At 50.5% G+C, this 23,867-nt stretch carries 27 protein-coding genes; 13 read left to right on the top strand and 14 right to left on the bottom strand.

Features of this window, described 5'->3' with window-relative positions; all coding sequences use genetic code 11:
* Nucleotides 1-5: 5 nt before the first annotated feature.
* Complete coding sequence (locus tag LKE53_10730) at nt 6-1,679, top strand: FAD-binding protein (GenBank protein MCH3973209.1); 1,674 nt, start codon at nt 6-8, stop codon at nt 1,677-1,679.
* On the top strand, nt 1,669-2,349 hold the full coding sequence (locus tag LKE53_10725; protein MCH3973208.1) for a 2Fe-2S iron-sulfur cluster-binding protein: 681 nt from the start codon (nt 1,669-1,671) through the stop codon (nt 2,347-2,349). The genes LKE53_10730 and LKE53_10725 overlap by 11 nt, the downstream gene beginning before the upstream one ends.
* 112 nt (nt 2,350-2,461) lie before the next feature.
* Here the strand turns inward: LKE53_10725 and LKE53_10720 are convergent, their stop codons facing one another.
* The 5 genes from LKE53_10720 to LKE53_10700 all read right to left on the bottom strand — a co-directional run bounded on the left by LKE53_10720 (nt 2,462) and on the right by LKE53_10700 (nt 7,204).
* On the bottom strand, nt 2,462-2,719 hold the full coding sequence (locus LKE53_10720) for an HPr family phosphocarrier protein (GenBank protein MCH3973207.1): 258 nt from the start codon (nt 2,717-2,719) through the stop codon (nt 2,462-2,464).
* A gap of 63 nt (nt 2,720-2,782) precedes the next feature.
* Complete coding sequence (locus LKE53_10715; GenBank protein ID MCH3973206.1) at nt 2,783-4,702, bottom strand: fructose-specific PTS transporter subunit EIIC; 1,920 nt, start codon at nt 4,700-4,702, stop codon at nt 2,783-2,785.
* An 85-nt stretch (nt 4,703-4,787) separates the two neighbouring features.
* Nucleotides 4,788-5,693 carry a 1-phosphofructokinase gene (pfkB, locus tag LKE53_10710; protein ID MCH3973205.1) on the bottom strand — a complete coding sequence of 302 codons (906 nt, stop codon included), beginning with the start codon at nt 5,691-5,693 and terminating at the stop codon, nt 4,788-4,790.
* Nucleotides 5,690-6,448 carry a DeoR/GlpR family DNA-binding transcription regulator gene (locus tag LKE53_10705; protein MCH3973204.1) on the bottom strand — a complete coding sequence of 253 codons (759 nt, stop codon included), beginning with the start codon at nt 6,446-6,448 and terminating at the stop codon, nt 5,690-5,692. The genes pfkB and LKE53_10705 overlap by 4 nt, the downstream gene beginning before the upstream one ends.
* A 285-nt stretch (nt 6,449-6,733) precedes the next feature.
* Entirely contained in the window at nt 6,734-7,204 is a 471-nt protein-coding gene (locus tag LKE53_10700) for a pyridoxamine 5'-phosphate oxidase family protein (protein ID MCH3973203.1), read from the bottom strand.
* A 229-nt stretch (nt 7,205-7,433) separates the two neighbouring features.
* Here LKE53_10700 and LKE53_10695 point away from each other — a divergent pair, with 229 nt between their 5' ends.
* The 4 genes from LKE53_10695 (at nt 7,434) to LKE53_10680 (ending at nt 10,071) form a co-directional block, all read left to right on the top strand.
* On the top strand, nt 7,434-7,958 hold the full coding sequence (locus LKE53_10695) for a flavodoxin (protein ID MCH3973202.1): 525 nt from the start codon (nt 7,434-7,436) through the stop codon (nt 7,956-7,958).
* Between the two features lie 56 nt (nt 7,959-8,014).
* Nucleotides 8,015-8,869, top strand: coding sequence for an aldo/keto reductase (locus LKE53_10690; protein ID MCH3973201.1), 855 nt, complete (start codon nt 8,015-8,017; stop codon nt 8,867-8,869).
* A 13-nt stretch (nt 8,870-8,882) separates the two neighbouring features.
* On the top strand, nt 8,883-9,389 hold the full coding sequence (locus LKE53_10685; GenBank protein ID MCH3973200.1) for an NAD(P)H-dependent oxidoreductase: 507 nt from the start codon (nt 8,883-8,885) through the stop codon (nt 9,387-9,389).
* A 121-nt stretch (nt 9,390-9,510) separates the two neighbouring features.
* Nucleotides 9,511-10,071 carry a flavin reductase family protein gene (locus tag LKE53_10680; protein ID MCH3973199.1) on the top strand — a complete coding sequence of 187 codons (561 nt, stop codon included), beginning with the start codon at nt 9,511-9,513 and terminating at the stop codon, nt 10,069-10,071.
* A 231-nt stretch (nt 10,072-10,302) separates the two neighbouring features.
* Here LKE53_10680 and LKE53_10675 read toward each other — a convergent pair whose 3' ends face one another.
* Complete coding sequence (locus LKE53_10675; protein ID MCH3973198.1) at nt 10,303-10,704, bottom strand: pyridoxamine 5'-phosphate oxidase family protein; 402 nt, start codon at nt 10,702-10,704, stop codon at nt 10,303-10,305.
* Between the two features lie 209 nt (nt 10,705-10,913).
* On the opposite strand from LKE53_10675, the gene LKE53_10670 reads away from it, so the two are divergent.
* Together LKE53_10670 and LKE53_10665 are read left to right on the top strand one after the other, a co-directional pair.
* Complete coding sequence (locus LKE53_10670; GenBank protein MCH3973197.1) at nt 10,914-11,249, top strand: helix-turn-helix transcriptional regulator; 336 nt, start codon at nt 10,914-10,916, stop codon at nt 11,247-11,249.
* 68 nt (nt 11,250-11,317) lie between these two features.
* Nucleotides 11,318-11,842 carry a DUF308 domain-containing protein gene (locus LKE53_10665; GenBank protein ID MCH3973196.1) on the top strand — a complete coding sequence of 175 codons (525 nt, stop codon included), beginning with the start codon at nt 11,318-11,320 and terminating at the stop codon, nt 11,840-11,842.
* A gap of 123 nt (nt 11,843-11,965) precedes the next feature.
* Here LKE53_10665 and LKE53_10660 read toward each other — a convergent pair whose 3' ends face one another.
* The 5 genes from LKE53_10660 to LKE53_10640 all read right to left on the bottom strand — a co-directional run bounded on the left by LKE53_10660 (nt 11,966) and on the right by LKE53_10640 (nt 15,345).
* A complete protein-coding gene (locus LKE53_10660; GenBank protein ID MCH3973195.1) occupies nt 11,966-12,538 on the bottom strand; it encodes a phosphatase PAP2 family protein in 573 nt (190 codons plus the stop codon).
* The gene (locus tag LKE53_10655) at nt 12,513-13,418 is read right to left on the bottom strand and encodes a DUF368 domain-containing protein (GenBank protein MCH3973194.1); all 906 of its coding nucleotides are present in this window, start codon (nt 13,416-13,418) and stop codon (nt 12,513-12,515) included. Before LKE53_10655 ends, LKE53_10660 begins: the two co-directional genes overlap by 26 nt.
* A gap of 203 nt (nt 13,419-13,621) precedes the next feature.
* Complete coding sequence (locus tag LKE53_10650; GenBank protein ID MCH3973193.1) at nt 13,622-14,542, bottom strand: zinc ribbon domain-containing protein; 921 nt, start codon at nt 14,540-14,542, stop codon at nt 13,622-13,624.
* Entirely contained in the window at nt 14,514-14,795 is a 282-nt protein-coding gene (locus LKE53_10645; GenBank protein ID MCH3973192.1) for a hypothetical protein, read from the bottom strand. Before LKE53_10645 ends, LKE53_10650 begins: the two co-directional genes overlap by 29 nt.
* A complete protein-coding gene (locus LKE53_10640; GenBank protein MCH3973191.1) occupies nt 14,740-15,345 on the bottom strand; it encodes an RNA polymerase sigma factor in 606 nt (201 codons plus the stop codon). Before LKE53_10640 ends, LKE53_10645 begins: the two co-directional genes overlap by 56 nt.
* A gap of 264 nt (nt 15,346-15,609) precedes the next feature.
* On the opposite strand from LKE53_10640, the gene LKE53_10635 reads away from it, so the two are divergent.
* The 5 genes from LKE53_10635 (at nt 15,610) to LKE53_10615 (ending at nt 19,857) form a co-directional block, all read left to right on the top strand.
* Nucleotides 15,610-15,987: a metalloregulator ArsR/SmtB family transcription factor gene (locus LKE53_10635; protein MCH3973190.1), complete on the top strand. Its 378-nt coding sequence runs from the start codon at nt 15,610-15,612 to the stop codon at nt 15,985-15,987.
* Entirely contained in the window at nt 15,984-16,790 is an 807-nt protein-coding gene (locus tag LKE53_10630) for an N-acyl homoserine lactonase family protein (GenBank protein MCH3973189.1), read from the top strand. The genes LKE53_10635 and LKE53_10630 overlap by 4 nt, the downstream gene beginning before the upstream one ends.
* A gap of 21 nt (nt 16,791-16,811) precedes the next feature.
* Entirely contained in the window at nt 16,812-17,474 is a 663-nt protein-coding gene (locus LKE53_10625) for a nitroreductase (protein ID MCH3973188.1), read from the top strand.
* Nucleotides 17,475-17,910: 436 nt separating this feature from the next.
* On the top strand, nt 17,911-19,440 hold the full coding sequence (locus LKE53_10620) for a catalase (protein ID MCH3973187.1): 1,530 nt from the start codon (nt 17,911-17,913) through the stop codon (nt 19,438-19,440).
* A 15-nt stretch (nt 19,441-19,455) separates the two neighbouring features.
* Nucleotides 19,456-19,857: a transcriptional repressor gene (locus LKE53_10615; GenBank protein ID MCH3973186.1), complete on the top strand. Its 402-nt coding sequence runs from the start codon at nt 19,456-19,458 to the stop codon at nt 19,855-19,857.
* Nucleotides 19,858-20,062: 205 nt separating this feature from the next.
* Here LKE53_10615 and LKE53_10610 read toward each other — a convergent pair whose 3' ends face one another.
* From LKE53_10610 to LKE53_10600, 3 genes are read right to left on the bottom strand one after another with little or no spacing between them, the layout of a single operon-like run.
* On the bottom strand, nt 20,063-21,091 hold the full coding sequence (locus LKE53_10610) for a glycosyltransferase (GenBank protein MCH3973185.1): 1,029 nt from the start codon (nt 21,089-21,091) through the stop codon (nt 20,063-20,065).
* Nucleotides 21,088-22,509 (bottom strand): oligosaccharide flippase family protein, encoded by a 1,422-nt coding sequence (locus LKE53_10605; GenBank protein ID MCH3973184.1) that lies wholly within the window; start codon nt 22,507-22,509, stop codon nt 21,088-21,090. Before LKE53_10605 ends, LKE53_10610 begins: the two co-directional genes overlap by 4 nt.
* A 52-nt stretch (nt 22,510-22,561) precedes the next feature.
* Nucleotides 22,562-23,797, bottom strand: coding sequence for a hypothetical protein (locus tag LKE53_10600; GenBank protein ID MCH3973183.1), 1,236 nt, complete (start codon nt 23,795-23,797; stop codon nt 22,562-22,564).
* Nucleotides 23,798-23,867 lie beyond the last annotated feature (70 nt).

Genomic DNA, 23,867 nt, shown 5'->3' with positions numbered 1-23,867 from the left:
GAAATTTGCATATTTTAATCATCGGCTGCGGTCTTGCTGGACTTTCGGCAGCAATTACCGCAGCAAAAGCGGGCTGCACCGCGTCTGTCCTTGCCCCGCTGCCACCCGAACGCTCTGAATCGGTTTTGGCCGCGGGAGGAATCAACGCGGCGCTCAACACAAAAGGACAGGACGACAGCTGGCAGCAGCACTTCCGTGACACCATGAAAGCAGGCGCAGACCTGGCGGACGAAGCCGCTGTGCGAAACTTGACAGAGCACGCACCGGCACTTATCCGTGAGCTGGCCGCCGCGGGCATTGTTTTCAGCCGCGACAAAGAGGGAAATCCCGACCTGCGCTATTTTGGGGGACAACGTAAAATGCGCACAGTCTACGCGAAAGCCGGCATCGGAAAGCAGCTGGTCAGCGGGCTTACAGCTATTGCAAGAAGATATGAAGCAGAGGGAAAAATTCAGCTCCTGCTGCACCGAAAGTTCCTGCGGTTTATTCCCGCAGGGGAGCGCTTTGCGGGTGCAGTTGTGGAAAACACTGTCAGCGGCACATTGGAGTATCTCTCTGCAGATGCGCTCATTGTCGGCAGCGGGGGAATGTCCGGCCTTTTTCCAAAAACGACCGGTTCCTGTGTCAGCAGCGGCTCTGTTTCCGCGTCGCTTTTTGCTTCCGGTATAGAAATGGGCAATCTGGAAATGATTCAGTACCACCCGACAACCTTTGAAACCCCGCAGAAGCGAATGCTGATTTCAGAAGCCGCCCGCGGAGAGGGCGGCAGGCTCTTTACCATTCGCAATGGACAGCGCTGGTACTTCATGGAGGAATGGTACGGAAAAAATGGGAACCTAATGCCGCGGGATATCGTTTCGCAGTCCATTTATAAAGTGTGCCACGACATGAAGCTGGGGCTTGACGGAAAAAATCAGGTTGGGCTGGACCTTTCCTTTTTAAGCGACGATATTGTACACGGAAAACTGAAAGAAATTGCAGACATTACACAGACTTATCTGGGACTGGACCCCAAAAAAGAGGTTATTCCCGTTTACCCGGGTGTGCACTACTTCATGGGCGGTATCTTGACTGACCGGAACCACCGAACCTCCATACCGGGAATTTACGCCGCGGGCGGGTGTGCCTGCATCTACCACGGTGCCAACCGCCTAGGCGGAAATTCCACGCTGGGCGCAGTTTTTGGCGGCAGGACGGCAGCCGAAACGGCATTTGCTGACGGACAGTGTCACCACCTGAGCGAAAATGCGGGCCATGCCGCCGAAGAATCGGCCCGCGCACTTATGCGGGACCTGCAGGGCAAAGCCGGCACCGGCAAAGAGCGCCCCGGACAAATCCTTTCGGATATACAGAATGCAGTCAGTCAGCACCTGGGCATTGTCCGCAGTGCAGACGGACTGGAAACGGGCGAAACGCTGCTCGCCCAGATAGGGGACCGAAAGCCGTATTTTTCGGCCGGACATATCGCAGATGCGCTCGCGGTACAGGATTTGCGGCTGCTCGGCTCTGCAATGCTCAGCAGCGCGCTTTTCCGCCGGGAAAGCCGCGGCAGCCATGCCCGGACCGACTTCCCGCAGCGGGACGATGTCAATTTCAAGGCGACCTGTGCGGCAAAGTTTCAAAACGGCCGTGTTTGTATCCAAAAAGAAGAGATTGGGAGGACATTCGATGCTGGCTGAAATCAATATCAAACGCGGAGAAGCGGGCAAAAGCGGCAGACGCTACGACTGTTTTCATATAGAGTGTTCCGAAAACGCGACCATTGCCTTTTTACTGGACAAAATCAACCAGGAAGCGGCCGACCCGGTAGACTGGGAATGCAGCTGCCGGCAAAAGATGTGTGGCGCCTGTGCAATGGTCATCAACGGACGGCCGCGCCTTGCCTGCAACACGTTTGTACGGGACACCGGCGCGAAAATCCGCCTGGAACCGCTGAGCAAGTTTCCGCTGATTCGTGACCTGAGAGTTGACCGCAGTATCATCCGCGATATTGTTGTAAAGCTGCAGGCTTACCCGGCAGCGGGTGCAGACGCGGATTACGAGGATTGTGAGCGGCAGTACCTTGCCTCTACCTGCCTGATGTGTGGCTGCTGCATGGAGGTATGCCCCAGTTTTACGGGAAAGGACAATTTTGGCAGTGCCCTTGCCGTAAACAGCATGTACCGCACTATCAGCCAAGAAAAAGACCCGAAACGTAAAAAAGAACTGAAAAAGGCCTATCTCAAGACTCAGTACCGCGACTGCGCCGGTGCTCTTTCCTGTGCGGCAGTATGTCCGCAAACGCTGCCGCAGGCGTCACTGATGTCGCTGCTGAACCGCAGCCTGTGGAAACGGGAAAAGGACGCCTGACCAGCTCGATGCTTTTGCTGTACAGTCTTTTATAGGACATATAAAAAAGGGACACTTTCCGGCAGGCTCTGCCGGGGAAGCGCCCCTTTTATGTTGGATTCTGCAGATGATATTACAGCTTTTCAGTCAAGAATTTCTGCACAGCCTGTGCGCAGGCTTCTTCGTCTTCTCCTTCTATGGTCACCTGCACGGGACTGCCCTGCTGAATACCCAAACTCATCAGCGCCATGAGCCGCTTCATATCGCAGCTTCTGCCCTGCGAAGAAATCGTCACTTTACTGGAAAAGCTTTTGGCCAACTTTACCAGCAGGCCCGCCGGGCGGGCGTGAATGCCGGCTGCATCGGTAATAACATAAGAAACGGTTTTCATATTGTGTACCTCCGTATATTGTTTTTTATTTTTTAGTGCTGCTTTGCAATACTGAATTGTTTTTTATTCTGTATCGGTACGGGTCTTTTTCAGTGCGCTGAGCAGCAGCGCGCCAAGGACACTGCCCACAGCTAAAGCCACCACGTACAACAGCGGATTGCCTACCACCGGGAACACGAAAATGCCGCCGTGCGGGGCGCGAAGCGTACAGCCAAACAGCATTGAAAGGGCACCTGCCGCCGCAGAACCGACAATGCAGCTGGGCAGCACACGCAGCGGGTCTGCCGCAGCGTAGGGAATCGCACCCTCAGAGATAAAGCACAGGCCCATGACATAGTTGACAATGCCGTTTCTGCGCTCGTCCGGTGTCCATTTTTTGGGGAAGAAAGTAGTGGAAAGCGCAATGGCCAAAGGAGGAACCATGCCGCCCACCATAACCGCCGCCATAACGTCATAGCTGCCGCTGGCCAAGGCCGCCGTACCGAAAACATAGGCTGCTTTGTTTACCGGGCCGCCCATATCTACGCTCATCATGCCTCCTAAGATAGCACCCAGCAGCACTTTGGAAACGCCGCCCATGGAATTGAGCCATGCAGAAATACCGGAATTGATAATACCCATCAGTGGGTTAATCGCACACATCACAACACCGATACACAAAATGCCGCCCAGCGGGTAAATCAGCATCGGCCGGATACCGTCCATGCTCTTCGGCATCTTTTCGGTGATCCGCTCCAGAAATTTCACAAGGTAACCTGCCACAAAACCAGCGAGCAGTGCCGCCAAAAAACCGCCGGAAACGCCAGTCGCAGATCCCGTGGCCAAGCCGGCAAAGTTGGTGCCGGTCATTGCCAGCACGCCGCCCGCAAAACCAACTGCCAAGCCGGGCCGGTCTGCAATGGACATGGCAATAAATGCAGAGAGAATCGGCAGCATGTAGCTGAACGCCGCGTTGCCAATGGTCTTAAAGAAAGCTGCAAGCGGGGTGTTCATACCGAAATTTTGGGGATTGATGGCGTAATTATCAAACAAAAATGCCAGTGCAATGAGAATGCCGCCGCCAATGACAAAGGGCAGCATGTGCGAAATGCCGTTCATCAGGTGCTTATAAATCGTGTGGCCGACGCTGTCGCTCTGTGTCTCTGCGGCAGGCGCGCCGCCCTGTGCATGGAAAACCGCCACACTGCCGCTTTCAATTTTCTGCAGCAGTTCCTCTGGCTTTTTAATCCCATCATCTACACGGGTAAAAAGGACCGGTTTGCCGTCAAAGCGGGCTGTTTCTACATTTTTATCCGCTGCAATGACAACACCATCGCATGCGGCGATCTCGGCGGCAGTCAGCACATTTTTTGCCCCGCCGGATCCGTTTGTTTCGACTTTGCAGGGAATCCCAAGCTTCTTCCCGGCTTTCTCCAGCGCCTCTGCCGCCATATAGGTATGGGCAATGCCGGTGGGGCAGGCTGTAACTGCCAGCACCCGGTATCCGCCGGGCGCGATTTCCTCGGTAGTGGCGCTCTCGCTGCCAAACTGCTTTTCTTCCTGTGCATCGATTGCGGCAAGGAACTCTTTTGGGGTTTTGGCAGCATACAGTTTTGCCACAAAGTCTTCATTCATCAGCATCTGCATCATGCGGGCCAACAGCTCGACATGCAGGCTGCCGTTGTTTGGTGCAGCAATCATAAAAAACAGGCTGCTTTTTTCTTCATCTTCGGGGTTGTACTGCACCGGCACTGCCGGACGCAGCGCCGCAAGACTTGGCTGGGTAACACAGACGGACTTTGCGTGGGGCACCGTAATGCCGCAGTCCACATAAGTGGAAGCCTCTGCCTCGCGGGCATAGATAGCCTTTTTGTAGGCTGCCACATCGGTAATGTTGCCGTGGGTCACCTGCAGCGCGACCAGTTTGTCGATCACCTGTGTCTGGTTTTCCACAGGAAAATCCAGTGCGATAGATTCTGTACTGAGCAGGTCTGTAATACGCATGGTAAACTCCTCCCATTGCCTTCCAATGGATTTTCAATAGAATTACAGAAATTTGTACGGCATCTGCGGCTTTGGCCGCAAAAGCTCAAAGTTTTGCAAGCATTGCGTCAATCTCGTCTTTTGTCGCCAGGCCCAGTGAAGCGGCGGTGGCGCTGCCGGCAGCGCTGCCTAAGCGCAGGGCCTCAAAGTAGCTGCCGGTCTGCAGCCAGCCGGCCAAAAAGCCGGCCACCATACTGTCGCCCGCACCCACGCTGTTGCGTACGGTGCACTTTGGCGCAGCCATTCGACTTGTCTTTCCGGTTTCGTCCAGCAGCAGGGCACCGTCTTTTCCCATGCTTACCAGTACGTTGCGTGCACCGCGCTCCTGCAGCTTTCGGGCACATTCGGCAATCTCCCGGTCTGTCTGCAGCTCGCGGCCAAAGATCTCGCTCAGCTCATGGTTGTTGGGTTTTATCAAAAACGGGCGGTACCGCAGCACATTTACCAGCAAGTCCTGTGTCGCGTCCACCGCAATGAGAATGCTGCGCCCGGCAAGCCGCGCCATGATTTTTTCGTAGGTGTCGTTTGCAAGGCAGGCGGGGATACTTCCCGCCAGTACCAGTACATCGCCGCTTTTTAGTGCGTCCAGGCGGGTATAGAGCTTCTCCATATCCGCAGGGGAAATGACCGGTCCGCTGCCGTTGATTTCGGTTTCCCCGCCGGCTTTTACTTTTACGTTGACGCGCGTCATGCCGGACGGCAAAGAGATAAAGTCCGTTAAAATATTCATACTGCGCAGACCTTTTTGCAGCCAGCTGCCGGTCTCTCCGGCAATAAATCCCAGTGCAATGGCGTCATAACCCAAATTTCGCAGCAACGCGGCCACATTAATGCCTTTCCCGCCGAATTGGTACGTTTCATCGGCGCAGCGGTTGATTTTTCCCGGCTGCAAATTGCCTTTTAGGTGGACCACATAGTCGATGGCCGGGTTAAAAGTTACCGTATAAATCATTTTGCGTCACTCTCCTTTACCAGGGTGTACTGCCGGTATTTTTCATTTGGCAGATGGTTCGTAAAAATTGAGCCCTCTGTGAGAGGACAGATAACCGCGGCGTAAATTTTGCCGAATTTCGAGTCATCTGTAAGGAACCACGTCTCCAATGCACGGCTCAGCGCGGTATTTTTCAGCTCAGCTTCCTCTACGTCTGGTGTGGTAAAGCCCTCTTTTAAAGCCACGCCGTTGGCACCCATAAAGGCCTTTGTAAAGTGATAGCGCTGCAGGTTGGCCATAGCGCCTGCCCCTACAATCGCCTCAGTGCTGGGCCGCACCTGACCGGCAAGGACATACACCCGGCAGCCTTTCTGTGCCAAAATGCGCGCGTGGGCAATGCCGTTGGTCACATAGGCGGCGTGCAGCGCCCCGCCGGAAAGGCTTTTTGCAAGCTGCAGGGTGGTGCTGCCCGCATCAATGTAGACAAAATCCTCTGGGCGAACGATTTGCGCAGCAAGGGCACCGATGGCGGCTTTTTGTGCAACAGCCTGCGTCTCTTTTGCAGTCATATTTTCTTCATCTGCAACAAAGCGGTTATCGGGCAACGTAGCGCCGCCATGTACCCGGCTGAGCCTGCCCCGGCTGTCCAAAGTCTGCAGGTCACGGCGCACGGTTGATTCGCTGGCGTCAAGTGCATCGCACAGCTGCTGCACGGTAACCGAGTGCTTTTCCTGCAGGATGCGCAAAATAATGGCAAAACGTTCTTCTGTAAGCATCTGTCTCTCTCCTTTTTGGGAACACCTATATAATACATTCAAATTCATTCAATATCAATCAATAATATTCATAAATTTTAAAAATTTGTTTGGATATTCTGCACAATTATGAATATAGTCATTGTAATAAAGCAAAGTTTATTGTATTTATTGCAGTTCCGTTCAAAATCAGTCATTTAATCAAGAAACCGTGCAGAAACTTTCAAAAAAGAGGCTCCCTCCCCACAGCCAAACAGTGAGAGAGCCTCTCCTTTGTGGGACAATCTATTTTGCCGCCCCAAGAGCCTATAAATGCTCTTTGCATGACATTTTTTCAACTTCCAGTTTAAAAACACCTACCGCAGCAGCCATTTGGTCTGTGAAAATCCAGCCGTCTTTCCGTGTGGTATGTAGCATCAGGGCATGTAGAGCTTTTTCCTTTTCGTCAGGGCTGTCAATCATCGTGACGGTGCCGGTGCCGATAATGCTGCGAAAGCGCGCGGAATATGCACAGGCAGTTTCGCCTGTGTTAATTTTATAGTGCGTGTCCAGCTCAAACCCGACCCTGGGGCTTGTTTTTATCAGGTCTATTTTTCGGCCCTCTTTCGCAGAATGGAAATAGAAAACCGATTGTCCGCCGTCCCTTTGGTAGCCAAAGCTGAGCGGCACAATATACACCTCGCCGCCGTCATAAAAGCCGAGGTGACAGCAGTCTGCCTCAGCAATGACAGCCTCTATTTTTTCGATCTCTACAATTTCACGGTCTTTTCGCCGCATTTTGAATACCCTCCTGCTTTGCAGATTTTTTTAAATGATTTGTTATTATAACACAAATTTCTGCAGGAAACGACAGCAGCGCTTTCACTTGCGCATTTTTGGGGAAAGGCAGTAAAACAAGCTGCATACGCATTGATTTTTTAAGTTTTTTTCAAAATTCTATTGACTTAGAGTCAACTCTAAGTTGTACAGTGGATACTAAAGGAAACTACTGCAGGGAGGTACAAAAATGGAACCGACAAACGGGCTCGTAGTCTATTTTTCTCACACAGGGAAAAATTACGTAAACGGAAGCATTACAGAGCTCAAAAAAGGAAATACAGCGGTTGCTGCAGAAATGATTGCGGCCATTACCGGGGCTGACTTGTTTGAAATCGAGCCGGCCCGGGAGTATCCGTTTCATTACCAGGACTGCACCGCCGCAGCACAAAAAGAACTGCAGGCCGGAGCAAGACCAAAACTTGCAAAAACGATTGATACCGGCAGATATGATGTGCTCTATCTCGGCTACCCAAATTGGTGGGGAACCATGCCAATGCCGATCCTTACTTTTTTAGAGGGACAGGACCTTTCTGGTAAAGTGATTCTGCCTTTCTGTACAAACGAGGGAAGCGGTATGGGAAACAGTGAGCGCGACTTGAAAAAAGCCTGCCCCAAATCGACCCTTCAAAAAGGCCTGGCTATTCGCGGCTCTCAAGTGACAGCCGCAAAATCGGCCATTGAAAAATGGATAAAAGAGGAGCTGCCGCTGTAAGGCAACCCACAAGAGAAAATATGGCGGCAATAAGCCGCAGCAAAGGAGAATGTATTATGAATCAAACTTATATAACCCTAAACAACGGAGAAAAGATCCCGCAGTTCGGCCTTGGCGTGTTTATGGTGCAGGGCGACGCAGCAGCCGAAAAAGCCTGTGCGCAGGCTCTGCATTTAGGCTATCGACACATTGATACGGCGCACGCCTACCAAAATGAGCGCGGGGTCGGGGCGGCCGTGAAAAAGAGCGGCATTTCAAGAGAAGAAATCTGGGTTACTTCCAAACTCTGGCCAAGTGAGTACGGCGAGGGCAAAACAATGGCGGGCATTGACAAAATGCTGCAGCGCCTGGACACAGACTATCTTGATCTACTGCTTCTGCATCAGCAGTTCGGGGATTATCTCGGCGCGTGGAAGGACATGGAAAAAGCGGTGGCGGCAGGCAAGGTTAAGTCCATCGGCCTTTCCAACTTTGAGTCCGGCCGGCTGGAAGAAGTTCTTTCCGCATCGACAATAAAGCCCGCCGTTTTGCAAGTGGAGTGCCACCCGTACTATCAGCAGGCAGCACTGAAAAAAAGGATTGCGCCCTATCACACAGCAGTCGAATGCTGGTACCCGCTGGGGCACGGTGATGCCGCGCTGATTCATGAGCCGTTGTTTACGGAACTTGCGGCCAAATATGGCAAGAACAATGTGCAGATTATTCTGCGCTGGCATATTCAAGAGGGAAACATCATCTTCCCCAAGAGTACCAACCCGCAGCACATGAAAGACAACATCGATATTTTTGATTTTGCTCTGACCGATGAGGAAATGCAGCGTATTCGTAAGCTGGATAAAAACACCCGCTACTTTACAATGAGCCTGGCCGAGCAGGAACGAAACCTAAACCAGTTTACACCGGCAGACTAAAGGAGAAAAGAATTTGGCACATCAAATCTTGATCATCTATTATTCTTATTCCAACGGAAATACAAAGCGCATTGCAGAAGCGCTTCAAAAAGCGACAAATGCAGAAATTATGAGAATTGAAACAGTCGTTCCCTACACCGGCTCCTATGACGAAGTGGTGGCACAGGGACAGGAAGAGGTAAACAGCGGCTTTCAGCCAAAAATCAAGCCCCTGCCTGTAAATCCCGCAGACTATGACACGGTTATTGTCGGGACACCTACCTGGTGGTATACTATGGCGCCGGCGGTCCTGACTTTTCTTACCGCAAATCATTGGCAGGGCAAAACCGTTATTCCTTTTATGACAAACGGCGGATGGCCCGGGCATGTTATCAAAGACATGAAAAGTGCCTGTAAAGGCGCCAAATCTGCGTATGAAAAAGAGATTCAGTTTGATTCGACCGGCGGGGACCAGATGATAACGCCAGCAGCAGAAGTGAACGCGTGGATTGACAGCATTCGGTCCGCTTACTGTGACTGAGAAACTGCTTTTTGGGTATTCTGCAGGATATTGCAATACAGAAAATTACAACCTATAATGGGAAAAGCAGGGGGCAGTGATATCCTCCCTGCAAACAGAAAACAGAAACGGAGGATTTTTCATGAGAAAAGATTTTGGTGCACAGCCATGGACTTACCCGCAGCCAGTTTTTATCATTGCCACATACGGCAAAGACGGCATTCCAGACGCTATGAACGCCGCCTGGGGCGGAATCAGCGATAATACGCAGATTTCCATGTGCCTGAGTGCCAGACACAAAACCGTTAAAAACATACTTGCCCGCAAAGCGTTTACGGTCAGCATGGCGGACGCCGCCCATGTAACAGAATGCGATTATGTAGGAATAGAGTCCGCAAACAAAGTTGCCGATAAAGTGGCAAAAGCGGGATTTCATACAGTAAAGGCCGCTCATGTAGACGCCCCTATCCTTGCAGAGCTACCGATGGCCTTAGAGTGCCGGCTGGTTTCTTATGATGAAAAGTCCTGCCGCTTGGTTGGGGAAATCGTCAACGTCAGCGCAGATGAAAAGATACTGGGCGAAAACGGCAAAATTGACCCCGCAAAATTTGACCCAATCGTTTTTGACCCGGTGAACAACGCATACCTGAAAATCGGCGAAAAAGTCGGAAATGCTTTTCAGGTCGGCGCAAAATTGAAATAATCCGCTGTGCCTTTTGTGCACATTCGAACGACGCAAAACCCAAAAGGGCGCGCAGGAAAGCATGAAAACTTTTCTGCGCGCTTTGTGCGCTTTTTTCCGCCGCGCACCATTTACATCCTGTGAAAAAATTCTTTTCCGGCTGTACATTTGTCTTGCACTGCTGCCTTTTGCATATAAAAAGCTACTGTTAAACCCGGCCCACGGCGGGAAAACAGTATCCTTCCGCCGCCTTTACCAGGCAAAGGCCTTCGGCGGGTTTCCGGAAAAATCAGCCAGGACTGCATGTGCGTTTTCCAAATAAAAGACTTTAAAAATTGGATTGTCTGCTGTATGGTAAATTCCTTTTACCATGGGAATTTTCATACACATTTCTTTTGCGTCCCGGTCCTCACAAAAGACGGCTTTTCCAGAAAGGCGCAGCCATGCACAGGTTTTGTCTGCCGTGCAAACCTCAACATCGGGATTTTCCTGCATTTCGCGGTAAACCTCTTTGGTATCGTTGGTGCAAAACCAAAGTTTTCCGCCCAGCTCCCCGCTGAACATAAAGGGCCGCACTTTTGCTTTTCCGTCCCGGCCGACCGTTGCCAAATACTGTACGGGATTTTTCTTTAAAAAGGTGACTGCTTCATTCATGCTAATTCCTCCGTTTGCTGATAGGTACTTTTTCCCTTCTGCAGTTATTATAAGTCTGTAAGTTTCCTTTGTAAATTAGGCACTTTTTTGTATGATAAGCACCAAAAAGAAACTATTGCGGTATTACGGCACTTTTTCGCATAATCTGCTTGCTTTCAGCGAGCTATCTGGCTATACTTTTCTATAGAAACAAAAAGAAGGAATCCAAAATGGTTGACAAAAAGGCACTGCCTGACTGCCCAATCGAAACGACGCTTTCCCTCATCAGTGACCGCTGGAAGGTCTTAATTCTACGCGACCTGCTGCCCGGCACCAAACGCTTTGGAGAACTGAAACGCTCGATCGGCAGCGTTTCACAAAAAGTACTGACCGCCAACCTGCGCAGTATGGAAGCGGATGGTTTGGTTTCCCGCAAAGCATACGCCGAAGTCCCGCCCCGTGTGGAGTATTCCCTGACAGAGACCGGGCGCAGTCTAAGGCCAGTGCTCGACTCCATGTGTGACTGGGGCAAAGCCTACAAAGAAAAAATAAAGCAGAAAACCTGACCAAGCGGCCCCGCTCTAAGAAAAGCGCCCTGCAGTGGGGACAAACAAAGCTGAAAGGAAAATCATCCATGAAAAAGGAACAATTCATAAACTTCACAAACCCGATTTTGTACATTCTGCTCGGCATTTTGCTGATTGCGGCGCCCTCTGGCACACTGAAAGTTATCGCCATTATCATCGGCGTGATTCTTGCTGTGCTGGGCATCTCTAATGTCATTGCGTACTGCTCGCACCGCACCGATGCGCTCGCGCCAAAAAACAGTCTGGTTTTAGGAATCATACAAATTGTTTTGAGCATTATCATTTTTGCATGCATGAAGTCTGTCATTTCCGTTATGCCGTTTATTCTCGGGCTTCTCATTGTCATAAACGGCGTCCGTGAATTTATGGACGCCCCCGACGCTTTTCAAATAGAAAAGAAAAAGGGCTGGATGGTCATTCTTTTTGCAGTCATCAATGTAATTCTGGGTATCGTGATGATGGCAAACCCCTTCTCGACCGCTGTTGTGCTGGTGCGCGCGGTGGGCATTGGCCTCTGCATCAGCGGCGTGATGGATTTGGTAACAAGCATTACACTTCCTGAAAAAAAATAAATTTTTAACAAATATAGGAAAGGACCCGGAAGCTGCCGCACTAAGCTTCCGGGTCCTTTCCTTGTGCGATTTCTCAATTTCCTGATCTTTTCAGCGCATGCGCTCAGCAGCCAAAAACAGCTTTCACGCGCGGGGTTTGTCTTTCTGCGGAAATCCGCCTGCCAAAAGCGGGTAAACTTGATTGACGCACCAAAAAGCCGCTGCGGCGGTCAGAATGCCAAACAGCACCGACGCCAAAACATCTGACGGAAAATGCAGGTAAAGGTAGAGCCGCGAAAATGCAATCAGCACGGCCAGCGGAACTGCCGCAAACGCAAACTTTCGGTTGGCTTTCATAAGCAGCACAGCTGCAGTCACCGAAGCCAGCGTATGCCCGGACGGAAAAGAATAATCTGTCGGCACCGAAACCAGCATCTGCACGCTTGTGTCAATCCAGCAAGGGCGCGGGCGCGCAGTCAGCGTCTTTAAGATCAGATTGCCAAGCACGAAATCCGCCGCAATTCCCACAATGATCATCAGGCCGAATTTGCGGTATTTTTTTGTGAAAAGCAGGACCGCGGCCGCGAGCAGCCAGACCGCACCAACATTACCCAGCGCACTGATTTTAGGCATTATGAAATCTAAAAATCCGCACTGCAGGTGAGCATGCACCCACTGCAGAAGAAACCAGTCAGCACTCTGAATCCAATTCAGCATCTTTGTTTGTCTCCTTTTGTTTTTTCATGAAAACCTTTAGGCCATACAGCCCAAGTACGGCAAGGCACCCGACTAAGAAAAGCCAGATGTTAAAATCTGAAACCGTCATGCTGTGCTGCGGCACTTTCAAGGTTGTCGGCCCCAATACAATCGCGTAAAGAGAACCCACCATCATCCCCAAAATTGCATAGACCGCTGCGCTGCGGTGGTGGTCCAGCAGGTTTTTAATACCGCGCATAGTCAGCACAACACCCGCCAAAATGCCAATTGCAAGGCACACAATCAGCCACAGGCTGCTGAAATGAAGATGCAGAATTTCCTTCACACCGGTAATAACCGGCACATACAGACCAAAGGTCATGAGAAGCGTTGAGCCGGAAATACCCGGCAGCACCATCGCGGAAATGGCGAGCATTCCGGCAAGCACCGTATAGAGCGCTGTGCCGGGCGTAAAGCCAAGGTTGTGTACGGAAGAAGAGAGATTGAAAGACGACAGCAGTATCACCAGCGCGGCGCCCAGCACTGCAAACGGTATGTTTTTGTACTGCCCGATAATCGACTCCTTTTCCTCCGCAACAATCAGCGGAATCGAGGCCAGCACAAAGCCGAGAAACAGTGAACTTACCAAGTAAATTCCACTGGTAAACACACCTGCCAAAAGCGATACGGCAAGCGCCATACCGACAACCCAGCCAAGCCCCAGCTTCGCCAAAAACTTCAGCCCGTTTCGCCGCTCTTCTTTTGTGCCGTGAAACAGATTGCTGAGGGACGTAATAAGCGTATCGTAAAAACCCATGACAAAGGCAATCGTTCCGCCGGAAACACCGGGAACGCTGTCGGCAAGTGCCATACAGAATCCGCTGATCAAATTGTAAACCATTTCTAATACCCCTTTTGCCGCGGCTTTATGCACCGGCCGCCTATATTGATTCTTCTACAGCTGTTTTCCTTTGTGATACGCAGAAAGCTGCCGCAGGTTGGTATTTCGCGTAAAAAAACATAAAAATCCCCGGTTCCACAGGGACCGGGGATTTTGCGCTGCATTCTTTGGCAGTCATGCAGGCCGTATTTTTACGAACTTCTTTATTTTTCAATTTCTTTTCCGCATCTGGGGCAGAAACGGTCGCGGGGCGAGAGATGTGCACCGCAGTGTGCGCAGGTATCGCCCATTTTTTCTCCGCAGCTGGTACAGTAGAGATGACTCTTGCTCTGCGAAGCGCCGCAGTGTGCACAGGTCGCGTTGCCGCGTTTATAAAGCTGGTACACAATAACACCCGCCAGGTTTGTCAGCAGGACAATAATGCCCCAAAAGAGCGGATACAGCTTTGCTTTGGCGGCATTCTGCACCGCCCACAGGGCCAGCAGCACCCAGTAAATCATAAAGAACAGCATCGCGACAGCTGCTGTGATTTTTAAGGCCAGCGTGCCGCCGGGCACAGAAGTCGGACTTGTAATGATATACACTTTATTGCCGCTCTGCTTTTCGCCAAGGTAGCTGAGCATGTAGACGGTCTTGTCGGAAAAACCGTTTTCATAAAAACTGTCGTCCTTGTATTCGCTGCGGACACTGCCGAAATCCTTATTAAAGACAGAGGAAAACAGGAATTCTTCCCCTTTAACGTACTTAAAAACAACATTGGGGTTCTGTGCGCTGGAAAGGTAGTTTTTATCTGCACTGCTTTTTGTCAGGTTAAAGGTGCTTTGGTTGAAAACAGATTTTTTTGCAGAATAGGTGACATCGTTTTTATGGTTGAGTACCAAAATGTCCACTACATCAGAGGAAGAGGAAGCCAGTTTATTGATTTCAGCGGTCAATTCTGCAGAAGTGGATTTTTCGGCCGCTTCGCTGACGTTTGCATACTGCATGGCAAAGGAAATGCGCCCCTGAAACACAATTCCGAGAGAGGCGGCACAGCCTACTGCCGCCGCCAAAAGCAAAATCACATAAATAATCGCAATTCTCTTAAATTTCCATTTAGACAGAAGTTTTACGAGCCTGTTCATACATTTCTCCCCCTTGTTGGCGAATCAGAATCGGCGAAAGCAGCAGAAACGCGGCAGCTAAAAACAGCACCGGTGTCAGAATTGCCGCAAGGCTGATGCCAAAAAACACAAAGACGGTTGGAATAATCAGCGCCGCCGCGCAAAGCAGCACAAAAAGCCGCACCTGCGTCTTTTCTTTTCTGGCCTGTTGAATCTGCTCACATTTTCGGTCGATCTCCGGGGTGAGCAGGGAAATCATTTTTTGTGCATTCATTTCCATGACCGTCAGTCCTCTCTTTCGCATTTAGAATACGCCGCAGCTTTACTGTACCGTCATGTATACGGCTTTTAATGGTTTTGGGCGGCACGCCAACCCGCTCTGCAATCTCTGCCAGCGTCAGATTTTCCTCATACTTCAGGCGAATGGCAAGCCTCTGCTCTTCGGGCAGGGTTTCAAGGGCTTTCAGCGCTTCTTCATACTGCATTTTCTGAAGCACGCCGCCGACCATGTCTGCTGTGTCCTCTAGCTGCATCTCGTCAAAATCGGCAAACTCTGCGCGGTTTCGGCGCAGGTAGTCGATATAGCAGTTTTTTGCGATTGCCACCAGCCATGTGCCAAACGCCGCACCGCCGCCCGGGTCGTATTTTTCAATGCCGCGTATCATTTTGAGAAAAGTTTCCTGTGTCAAATCCTCTGACAAAGGCCTGTCGCAGGTTGTTTTGAGCAGGAATTTGGAAACATAGGGATAGAATAATTGAATGAGTTCCTCAAACGCCTGTCGGTCGCCTTTTTGGCAGGCTTTTATCAGCGATTTTTCATTCAATGTTTCCTCCTCCTTCTCCGATTTTTTCTGCCTATTTCTTTACACGCAGAAAAAATAAAAAAGTTGGTCCTTTTTACAGAGCATTTGTTTGGTACAGGGTTTCAAATAACTCTTTTTGTATCTTACTATAAAAAGGACAGATAGCACAAGCAAAACTGAAACCAACGCCGCAATGGTCTTGATTTTCTTTTCCATTGCGCTTTTACAGAAAATATATGGTACAATGGTTCAAACAATAAAACCATTGTGCAGGAGGGGAAAGGGATGGACGAATGTGCACAGCAGCGCCGGCAGCTGGCAAAGGAATTTTTAAATTACCGCAAAGTCTTTATTGCGCTCGGCGACGAAACCCGGCAGCAAATCGTAGTTGCTCTGCTGCAAAATGAAACCGTGGGCATGCGTGTGCCCGAAATCACAAAATGCACGCATCTTTCGCGTCCTGCGGTCTCTCACCATCTGCAGATTTTAAAAGACGCCAAGCTCATCAATATGCACCGCGTGGGGACAATGAATTTTTACTATGTAGACGCCGATAAAAGCTGCTGGGGCGGCCTGAAAAATCTGATTAACCACGTGGACGCGGTGGTTACCCACGCCAACGCATTCGGCTACCCGCGGCTGAAGGAGGACGAAGCACCATGATGCGAATACACATTTTTCATACCGGAAGCGTCATTGTGGACCAAAGCATTCCGTATAAAGAAAAAAATCCGCTTGCGCCGCTCGGGTGGTTCCGCGGAAAGGATAAAAAGACAGAGCTTGCAGTCTCTGCTTATCTGATCGAGCACCCAAAGGGCAATATTCTCATCGACACCGGCTGGAGCTCCCGCTATATTACCGAACCGCCAAAGCGCTTTTTCGGCCTGCTCAACGGCATCAGCACGCCGGTCATCCACAAGGGTGAGTCCATTGACAAAAAGCTGGAGGCCCTGGGCATGACCGCCGCCGACCTTTCTTATATTGTGTTTTCCCACATGGATTTTGACCACACCAGCGGGCTGGAACTGCTGAAAGGCGCAAAGCACGTGATGGCCTCGGCAGAAGAATACGCGGACTCAAAGCGGTACTTTTTCCGCTATGTCAAAAGCAACTGGTCCTTTGCAAAAATCGAGCCTTTTGTGTTTCAGAAAACAGGAATCGGCCCAGTCGGGAAATCGTACGATTTATTTGGCGACGGCAGTGTTGTCTTTGTCAATACTCCAGGCCACACCCATGGGCTGGTGACAACGCTCGTACAGAGCGGCGGCAAATACGCCGCCATTGCGGGCGACACTTTCTATACGCAGAAAAATCTGCGTGAGCATATCATTCCCGGCTTTACTGTAGACCGCGCACTCGCAGAAAAATCATTGGATTATATGCTCGCCCTCGCCGCTGACCCAAACTGCATCGGCCTATTTGCCAACCACGACCCCGAAGTAAAAGAACAGGTCATTTCGCTGTAAAACAGCAGACAGGAGAAAAACATGACAATTTTAGAATCAATCGAAGCGCGCCACGCTGTACGCAGTTACCTTAAAAAGCCCATTCCCGCAGACCTTGTGCAGGAACTAAACCGTGAAATCGCCGCCTGCAACCAAGAGGGGGGCCTGCATATTCAGCTGGTCACAAATGAGCCGAAAGCCTTTGATAGTATGATGGCGCATTACGGAAATTTCCATGAAGTACAAAATTACATTGCCCTCGTTGGCAAAAAAAGCCCCGGCCTAGAGGAAAAGCTAGGCTATTACGGTGAACGTGCCGCCCTGAAAGCGCAGTGCCTGGGGCTTAATACCTGCTGGGTCGCCATGAGCTTTTCCAAAGGCACCGCCAAAAAGAGCTGCACGGTCACTTCCGGCGAAAGCCTTGTCTGCGTGCTGTCTCTCGGCTACGGCGAAACACAGGGCATCCCGCACCAGTCGAAACCCTTGTCCGCATTTTGCCCGGCAGGGGGCACCCTTCCGGCGTGGTTTACAGCGGGCGTAAAGGCGGCCGCCCTTGCCCCAACCGCCATGAATCAGCAGAAATTCCGGTTTGAGCTCTCCGGTGACACCGCAAAAGCGGTCAATCTCGGCGGGCCATACTCCAAAATAGACCTCGGTATTGTAAAGTACCACTTTGAGGCCGGCTCTGGCCGCAAGTGCTTGTAAGGCAACACAACAGCAGCCCAGTCCTTGGCATCGCACAGCCCAGCGGCCTGAATTCTGTACTACAGCAGGATTTAGGCCGCTGTTTTTTGCTTGTGACAAAACTATCGGATAATTTACAAACTATTTGTTATTAGTAATGAGTCCTGCTATTGACAGTGAGATTCCATTATGGTATGCTTAGCGCAGAAAGCAAAGTCCTATAAGCAAAGATGCTCTGAAAGGCGAAAGCTCTGCTTTTCCCGGCAAAGAATATACGCGGCCTGTGCCAGAACAGCAGAGCCAAAAAAGCATTCGGTATACCCTTTTGTATAAGAAAGCTGCCCCGCCGCGGACAGGCGTAAAAGTCCTGTGCAGATTGTTCCTTTGCAGTACACGCCGATATTTTTAAAGATTCGGTTTGTAAATTTTATATATCACATAAAGGGAGGTTTGTTTTATGGCAGAATTCGACAAGTACAAGAAACTTACAAATGAGGTTGGCGCACCGGTGGCTGACAACGAAAATTCCATTACTGCCGGGCCGCGCGGCCCGGTCATGATGCAGGACGTATGGCTGATGGAAAAACTGGCGCACTTTGACCGCGAGGTCATTCCGGAGCGCCGCATGCACGCCAAAGGCTGGGGCGCATACGGCAAACTGACGATTACGCACGACATTTCTCAGTACACCCGGGCCAAAGTGCTGCAGCCTAGCGCGGTGACTGACTGCTTTGTCCGCTTTTCCACAGTGGCCGGCGAGCGCGGCGCCGCAGACGCAGAGCGCGATATCCGCGGCGTGGCAATGAAGTTTTACACACCGGACGGCAACTGGGACTTGGTTGGCAACAATACGCCCACTTTCTTTATCCGCGATGTCCACAATTTTCCCGATTTAAACCGTGCGGTCAAACGTGACCCATACACCGGTATGCGCAGCGCGCAGAATAACTGGGATTTTTGGACGCTGCTGCCCGAATGTTTTCACCAAGTCACGGTTGTCATGTCGGACCGCGGCATTCCGGATGGCTTCCGCCATATGCACCTGTTTGGTGAGCACACCTTCTCTTTCTACAACACGAAAAACGAGCGGGTCTGGTGCAAATTTCACTTTAAGACACAGCAGGGCATTAAAAACCTGACCAATGAAGAAGCGGCACAGAAAAACGCCGCAGACCGCGAAAGCGCAGGCCGCGACTTGTTTGACGCCATTCAGCGCGGGGATTTCCCTAAATGGACCATGTACGTGCAGATTATGACAGAAGAGCAGGCAAAAAAGCACTACGAAAATCCATTTGATATCACCAAAATCTGGCGGCACGCCGAATATCCGCTCATTGAGGTGGGTGAACTGGAACTGAACCGCTGGCCGGAAAATTACTTTGCAGAAGTAGAGCAGGCTGCCTTTACGCCGGCGCATGTTGTACCCGGCATCGGCTTCTCTCCGGACAAATTCCTGCAGGGGCGGCTTTTCGTCTACGGCGACGCACAGCGCTACCGCCTCGGTGTCAACAGCAGCCTGATTCCTGTTAACCAGGCAAAAGGCGTAAAGGGCGGTGTGGCTGACTACCACCGCGACGGCGCCATGCGCACCGACGGCAACTACGGCCGTGCACCTGCCTATACCCCAAACAGCGCCGGCGTCTGGACCGCACAGCCGGAAGTCATGGAGCCGCCGCTTGACCTTGAGGGTGCAATGTGGCGATATGACCCGAAAGACGACCCCACCAACGATGATTTCCGCGCGGGCGGCGATTTGTGGCGCGTGATGACTGAAGACAAAAAAGAACTGCTGATTCACAATACCGCGGTCGACATAGCCCCGGTCACAGAAAACATCAAGTACCGCCACGCGGCGCACTGCTATCTTGCCGACAAAGAATACGGCGAGCGGGCAGCTAAGGCGATGGGGCTTGACCTGGAAAAGGTCGTTGCGCTTTCCAAGCTCAGCAATGACGAACTCAACAGGGCAACAACGCCGAAAAACTAACCAGGAGGAATCCATGTGGCACAGACACGAAAAAGCCCGCAGCGCAGCTTGGTACTGAGCCTGCTGAAAAACAATTACAGTCACCCTACCGCCGACGAAATCTACGAATTGGCACGGGCAAAAGACCCGAAAATCAGCCGAGGCACCGTTTACCGGAATCTCAACCTGCTCGCGGAATTGGGCGAAATACGAAAACTGCCCATGCCCAGCGGCCCGGATCATTTTGACTGCAATCTGGAAAGCCACTACCATTTTCTCTGTCGCAGGTGCAGCCGGGTATTTGACACACCGCTTGCCTACAATGAAGCGCTGAACCAAACCCCAGACGCCATGCCGGGATTTCAGACCGAATGGCACCGCCTGCTGCTTGTCGGACTTTGCCCGTCCTGTGCTAAAGCAGAAAAAGACGAAAAATAACGAATCCTTTCTAGTTCAAAGCGGCTTGTACACAGCAGTACAGGCCGCTCTTTTGCTGCAAAAGGCAGGATACCGGCAAACCTTTTCCCGCCAAACAGATCCCTTAAAAGCCCAAAGCCATGCAGAAAAAGCAGAGCGCTTTAATATTTTTTAGCTTTCCGCATTGGCCCTCTGCCTTTTTTCATGGCACGCAGAAAGCAGCGCACTATTTCCCAAAATCCCGCCGAATGGCATTTTCTAACAGCATTCGGCACTTTCTTCTGTATTTTCTGATAAGGGTATCTCGGAAATGTCCTCTCCTATAAGCGACTGCAAAAGAATGGTACTGTCCTTTTTGAAGCATTTCCCTTTGGTGCATAGTAAAGAAGGAGCTGTAAAGATTCTCACTTAAAAGATTGGAAAAGAGCAGAAGGGTTTCCCGAATTTTCTGCTCTGCCTTTTTTAGCGGCAGCCATGCGAGGTAGTAATTGAAGCAGCCGGTCAAATAAGTGCCTGTTTCGTGTTCTCTGCATTTTTCGGCGCCGCTCTTCCGGGTGTCCAGGTAATTTCTGACGCACAGGAGCACTGCCTTTTGCAGTTGATTCATATTGTCATAGTATTTAGAGCACAGCCCGCCGCGCAGATAAAAATACCGATAGACAATTTGGTCTGTAACCACGGCCGCACCGCTCATCACCCCGACATAGTGCAAGTTGAAAATATGATCCTCCCCAAAGGAAATACCTGGGTCAAACTGCAGATGATTCTGTACAATCACGCTTCGCCGGTACAGTTTTGCCCACGGAAAATACAGGCACGGGTCAACTGCATCAAAATGCTGCACAATTTCGTGGGCTTCGTATCTGGCGGGCTTTTTGAAAGCGGGCACCGCTCTTCCCTTGACTCCTTCATGGGAGCCGATAACCAAGTCAACACCCTTGCCCATGAAAGAAAGCAGCGTTTCCAGTGCGTCAGGGGGCAGGGCATCGTCTGCATCGGCCATTGTCACAAAGTCACCTTTTGCGTTCGTGAGTGCCCGGTTCCGTGCGGCCGATACGCCGGCGTTTTTTTGCGTGTACCCCTTTATCCGGCGGTCTTGCCGGCACAGCTCCTGCAGAATTTTGCCGGTCGCGTCAGTGGACCCGTCATCAACAACGAGCAGCTCAAAATCCCGGCAGGTCTGCTTTAAAATAGATGTGACTGCATTCCTGATGAATTTTTCTTCATTGTAGGCAGGCATGATAATGCTAATCAACTTTGTTTATCCCCTTTGATTTTTCCTAAAATCAAACGAAAATAGACGGCTGTATCTTTACTGTACAGCAGCATAACTCCCGCGAAACACGCCGCTTCACAAAGATACAAAAAGGCCGTGGGCATCCCCGCAAGCAGCAAAACAGCCTGCGCCACCAGAATACCGTATGAAAGCATATCGCGCAAAAAATCAATTTCGATTTTGACAAGCTTATTGACACAATAGAAGCAGGCCGCCCAAATCAGTACATACGAAACAAAGGTAGCAGCCGCGGCCCCTGCCGGCCCCCACCGCCACACAAGCACGATATTTAAAACCGTATTGACCGCTGTGCCCACCGCCGTTGTCTTTGCAAGGATCTTCGGCTTTTTTGCCGCAATGAAGACCCCGCCAATCAGCCCGGACAAAGAACTAAATACTACGGAAATCAGCAAAAAAGGCGCATACTTCCATGCCGCATAAAAGGCGTTTGCAAACAGCACTTTCGCAATGCCTTTATCAAGCAAGAGCAAGAGAGAGCACAGCAAAACAATGCCAGCGTTATAAAGATTGTATATCCTTGTATAAAATTCAGTATGACCGCTGTCAAATTCATTGACAGCAGATAAAATCCACGCCTGATTGAAGATGGTCTGAAACACATTTAAAAAAGCCGGGATTTTGTAAGCGACCGAATAAACCCCATTTGCGGCAACTCCGCACAGCCAGGTCACCACATATCTGTCCGAAACATTATTGATCCACGACCCAATGCTGTTTAAGACCAGAGGTCGGCTGTACTGCAGCATTTTTTGCTGCAAAGACTTTACGGAAACCTTGAAATGAATATTTTTCCACACCCTCAGCCGCACAGCCAGATATGCCGCCGACAGCAGCATTGCACACGCATTTGCGATAAAATATCCCCTGAGGCCCGCATGAAAGACCAGCAGCAAAAGAAGATTCAAAACGAGCACGGTGGCGGAAGCGAGAATGCCGGCAACTGCGCAGTCAAGCATACGCTCACTTCCCCGCGCAAGCTGGGTCATCAGGTCGGAAAACAGCATTGATGTGAAGTAAAGGACAAGGAAGCCGGAATAGGGGGCAAAGGCCCTAATAAGGCCGAACTTCCAATTCAAAAAAACGACCAGTGAAAAAAGCAGGCATGCCCGAAAGTCTATTTTCAGGCCAACCGTAAAAACAGCACTTTGGTCACTGTCTTTATCCAGTGAAAAGCGCACGACCGCTTCCGCGATATTCGAGCACAGCAGGGGCTCTATCAAAAACATCGTTGCCACGCAAAAATCATAGGTGCCGTACTCTGCAGTAGTGAGCACACTGGTGTACAACGGCACAAGCAAAAAAGAAAGAATTTTGCTGCCAAAGCTGCTGATCGTCATAAGGCCGACATTTTTCAGCAGGTATCTGTACTTTTCCACGTGTACACCCCCTGTCTGCAAAGTGCCGCTAGAGCGGCCGCGTATGGTTTTCCTAAATGCTGCCGGGCTGCACCGCCTTTTGATTTTGCCTGGAATACATGACCAGCGCAATCCCGACAACGCCAATCATTCCCGCCGCACTGGATAAAATTGCCGAACCCACTGCATGGACCATGTACTGCAAATATGCGGCATAAACAAAGGCTTTTTCGTCCCTGCCAAGAGCTGTTTTTCTGAAGGAAAGGAAAATGCGTACATACACCGCTGTATACAGCACAAATCCAATCCAACCAAACTGCGCAATGCCCATGGGCCAAAAGGTATCACTCAAAAAGGAACCATCTTTTGTATTCATTCCAAATAACCGATGAAATCCATATTGATAATACAACGGCGAGTACACCCTTGCGGCCTGGTCTGACCCAAAGGTAGAAAATCCTGAACCAAGGGGAAAGTAGGTATTTGCCGTCTTTGCCCCATAAGAAAAGAATAAGTACCGGGGCGCGTTTTCGTTCAGCAAGTATGTTTTTATCTGAAAGGTCCCTAAACAAATAACAAGCGCCGCAAGGACCATGACCGTACTGGTTTTCAGCCTCTCTCTCCGCCTGAAATAAAACAGCAAGAAGATAAAGATCGCCGAAAACAGAATGGGGGAACTTTTGGTTGTAAGGCATAAACTTACACAGGCCAGCAGGTACAGCCACCGTTTTCGTTTGATCTGCTCACTAGACACCAGCACCGCCAGAATAACCAGCATAACGGCTAAAAACTGAAACGACAGCGGGAAAAAGAAGCGAAAACTTTTTAGACCGTAGCGGCTGCTTCCTTCCCCATCTGTCATGCCAATACTGACGACCTGAGAGACACACCCGCAAACAAACGCCCCAATAATAAAGAAACCGACAAAAGGCCTGATGAGATTTACAATTTCTGTCTTTACTCTTTTATTTATAAAATAGCGCAGTGCAAAATAAAACCATAAAAACTTTGTCTCGGCTATGATATCAATGCAGATTGAGAATACCGAATGACTGAGGCCGCTTACAAGATTTGACAGAAGCCCTATCAGAATGGCTGCCGCCATACACAAAACAGAGATCAAATCATCTTTTGTCAGCCTGTGCAGAATGCACAGCGTCCCCACATATCCCATAGCCAAAAGCCCAAGGATTTCATCAAAGGAGCTTCTTCCGCCCCGCAATTCAAAAAAAATCAGCAGCACAAGGGCAAGCATGACCAGAATGGTCCTGCAGGTATAAGCTTTTCGCCCAATCTTTATTGTCGTCATTCACACGCACCTCCGGCAACAAGGGGAAGTCTTCTGCCTGAGTCAAAACCATTCATACGCTGTTTACTCC

The sequence above is a fragment of the Oscillospiraceae bacterium genome (genome assembly GCA_022483045.1).
Taxonomy (GTDB): Bacteria; Bacillota; Clostridia; order Oscillospirales; family Acutalibacteraceae; genus Caproicibacterium.
This window is presented reverse-complemented; position numbering and strand designations above follow the sequence as displayed.

Excerpts from the sequence above, each read along its gene's own strand:
- LKE53_10725 (MCH3973208.1), top strand. The coding sequence starts at position 1,669 with ATGCTGGCTGAAATCAATATCAAACGCGGAGAAGCGGGCAAAAGCGGC.
- LKE53_10720 (MCH3973207.1), bottom strand. The coding sequence starts at position 2,719 with ATGAAAACCGTTTCTTATGTTATTACCGATGCAGCCGGCATTCACGCC.
- LKE53_10715 (MCH3973206.1), bottom strand. The coding sequence starts at position 4,702 with ATGCGTATTACAGACCTGCTCAGTACAGAATCTATCGCACTGGATTTT.
- pfkB (MCH3973205.1), bottom strand. The coding sequence starts at position 5,693 with ATGATTTATACGGTAACTTTTAACCCGGCCATCGACTATGTGGTCCAC.
- LKE53_10705 (MCH3973204.1), bottom strand. The coding sequence starts at position 6,448 with ATGCTTACAGAAGAACGTTTTGCCATTATTTTGCGCATCCTGCAGGAA.
- LKE53_10700 (MCH3973203.1), bottom strand. The coding sequence starts at position 7,204 with ATGCGGCGAAAAGACCGTGAAATTGTAGAGATCGAAAAAATAGAGGCT.
- LKE53_10695 (MCH3973202.1), top strand. The coding sequence starts at position 7,434 with ATGGAACCGACAAACGGGCTCGTAGTCTATTTTTCTCACACAGGGAAA.
- LKE53_10690 (MCH3973201.1), top strand. The coding sequence starts at position 8,015 with ATGAATCAAACTTATATAACCCTAAACAACGGAGAAAAGATCCCGCAG.
- LKE53_10680 (MCH3973199.1), top strand. The coding sequence starts at position 9,511 with ATGAGAAAAGATTTTGGTGCACAGCCATGGACTTACCCGCAGCCAGTT.
- LKE53_10675 (MCH3973198.1), bottom strand. The coding sequence starts at position 10,704 with ATGAATGAAGCAGTCACCTTTTTAAAGAAAAATCCCGTACAGTATTTG.
- LKE53_10670 (MCH3973197.1), top strand. The coding sequence starts at position 10,914 with ATGGTTGACAAAAAGGCACTGCCTGACTGCCCAATCGAAACGACGCTT.
- LKE53_10665 (MCH3973196.1), top strand. The coding sequence starts at position 11,318 with ATGAAAAAGGAACAATTCATAAACTTCACAAACCCGATTTTGTACATT.
- LKE53_10660 (MCH3973195.1), bottom strand. The coding sequence starts at position 12,538 with ATGCTGAATTGGATTCAGAGTGCTGACTGGTTTCTTCTGCAGTGGGTG.
- LKE53_10655 (MCH3973194.1), bottom strand. The coding sequence starts at position 13,418 with ATGGTTTACAATTTGATCAGCGGATTCTGTATGGCACTTGCCGACAGC.
- LKE53_10650 (MCH3973193.1), bottom strand. The coding sequence starts at position 14,542 with ATGAACAGGCTCGTAAAACTTCTGTCTAAATGGAAATTTAAGAGAATT.
- LKE53_10645 (MCH3973192.1), bottom strand. The coding sequence starts at position 14,795 with ATGAATGCACAAAAAATGATTTCCCTGCTCACCCCGGAGATCGACCGA.
- LKE53_10635 (MCH3973190.1), top strand. The coding sequence starts at position 15,610 with ATGGACGAATGTGCACAGCAGCGCCGGCAGCTGGCAAAGGAATTTTTA.
- LKE53_10630 (MCH3973189.1), top strand. The coding sequence starts at position 15,984 with ATGATGCGAATACACATTTTTCATACCGGAAGCGTCATTGTGGACCAA.
- LKE53_10625 (MCH3973188.1), top strand. The coding sequence starts at position 16,812 with ATGACAATTTTAGAATCAATCGAAGCGCGCCACGCTGTACGCAGTTAC.
- LKE53_10620 (MCH3973187.1), top strand. The coding sequence starts at position 17,911 with ATGGCAGAATTCGACAAGTACAAGAAACTTACAAATGAGGTTGGCGCA.
- LKE53_10600 (MCH3973183.1), bottom strand. The coding sequence starts at position 23,797 with ATGACGACAATAAAGATTGGGCGAAAAGCTTATACCTGCAGGACCATT.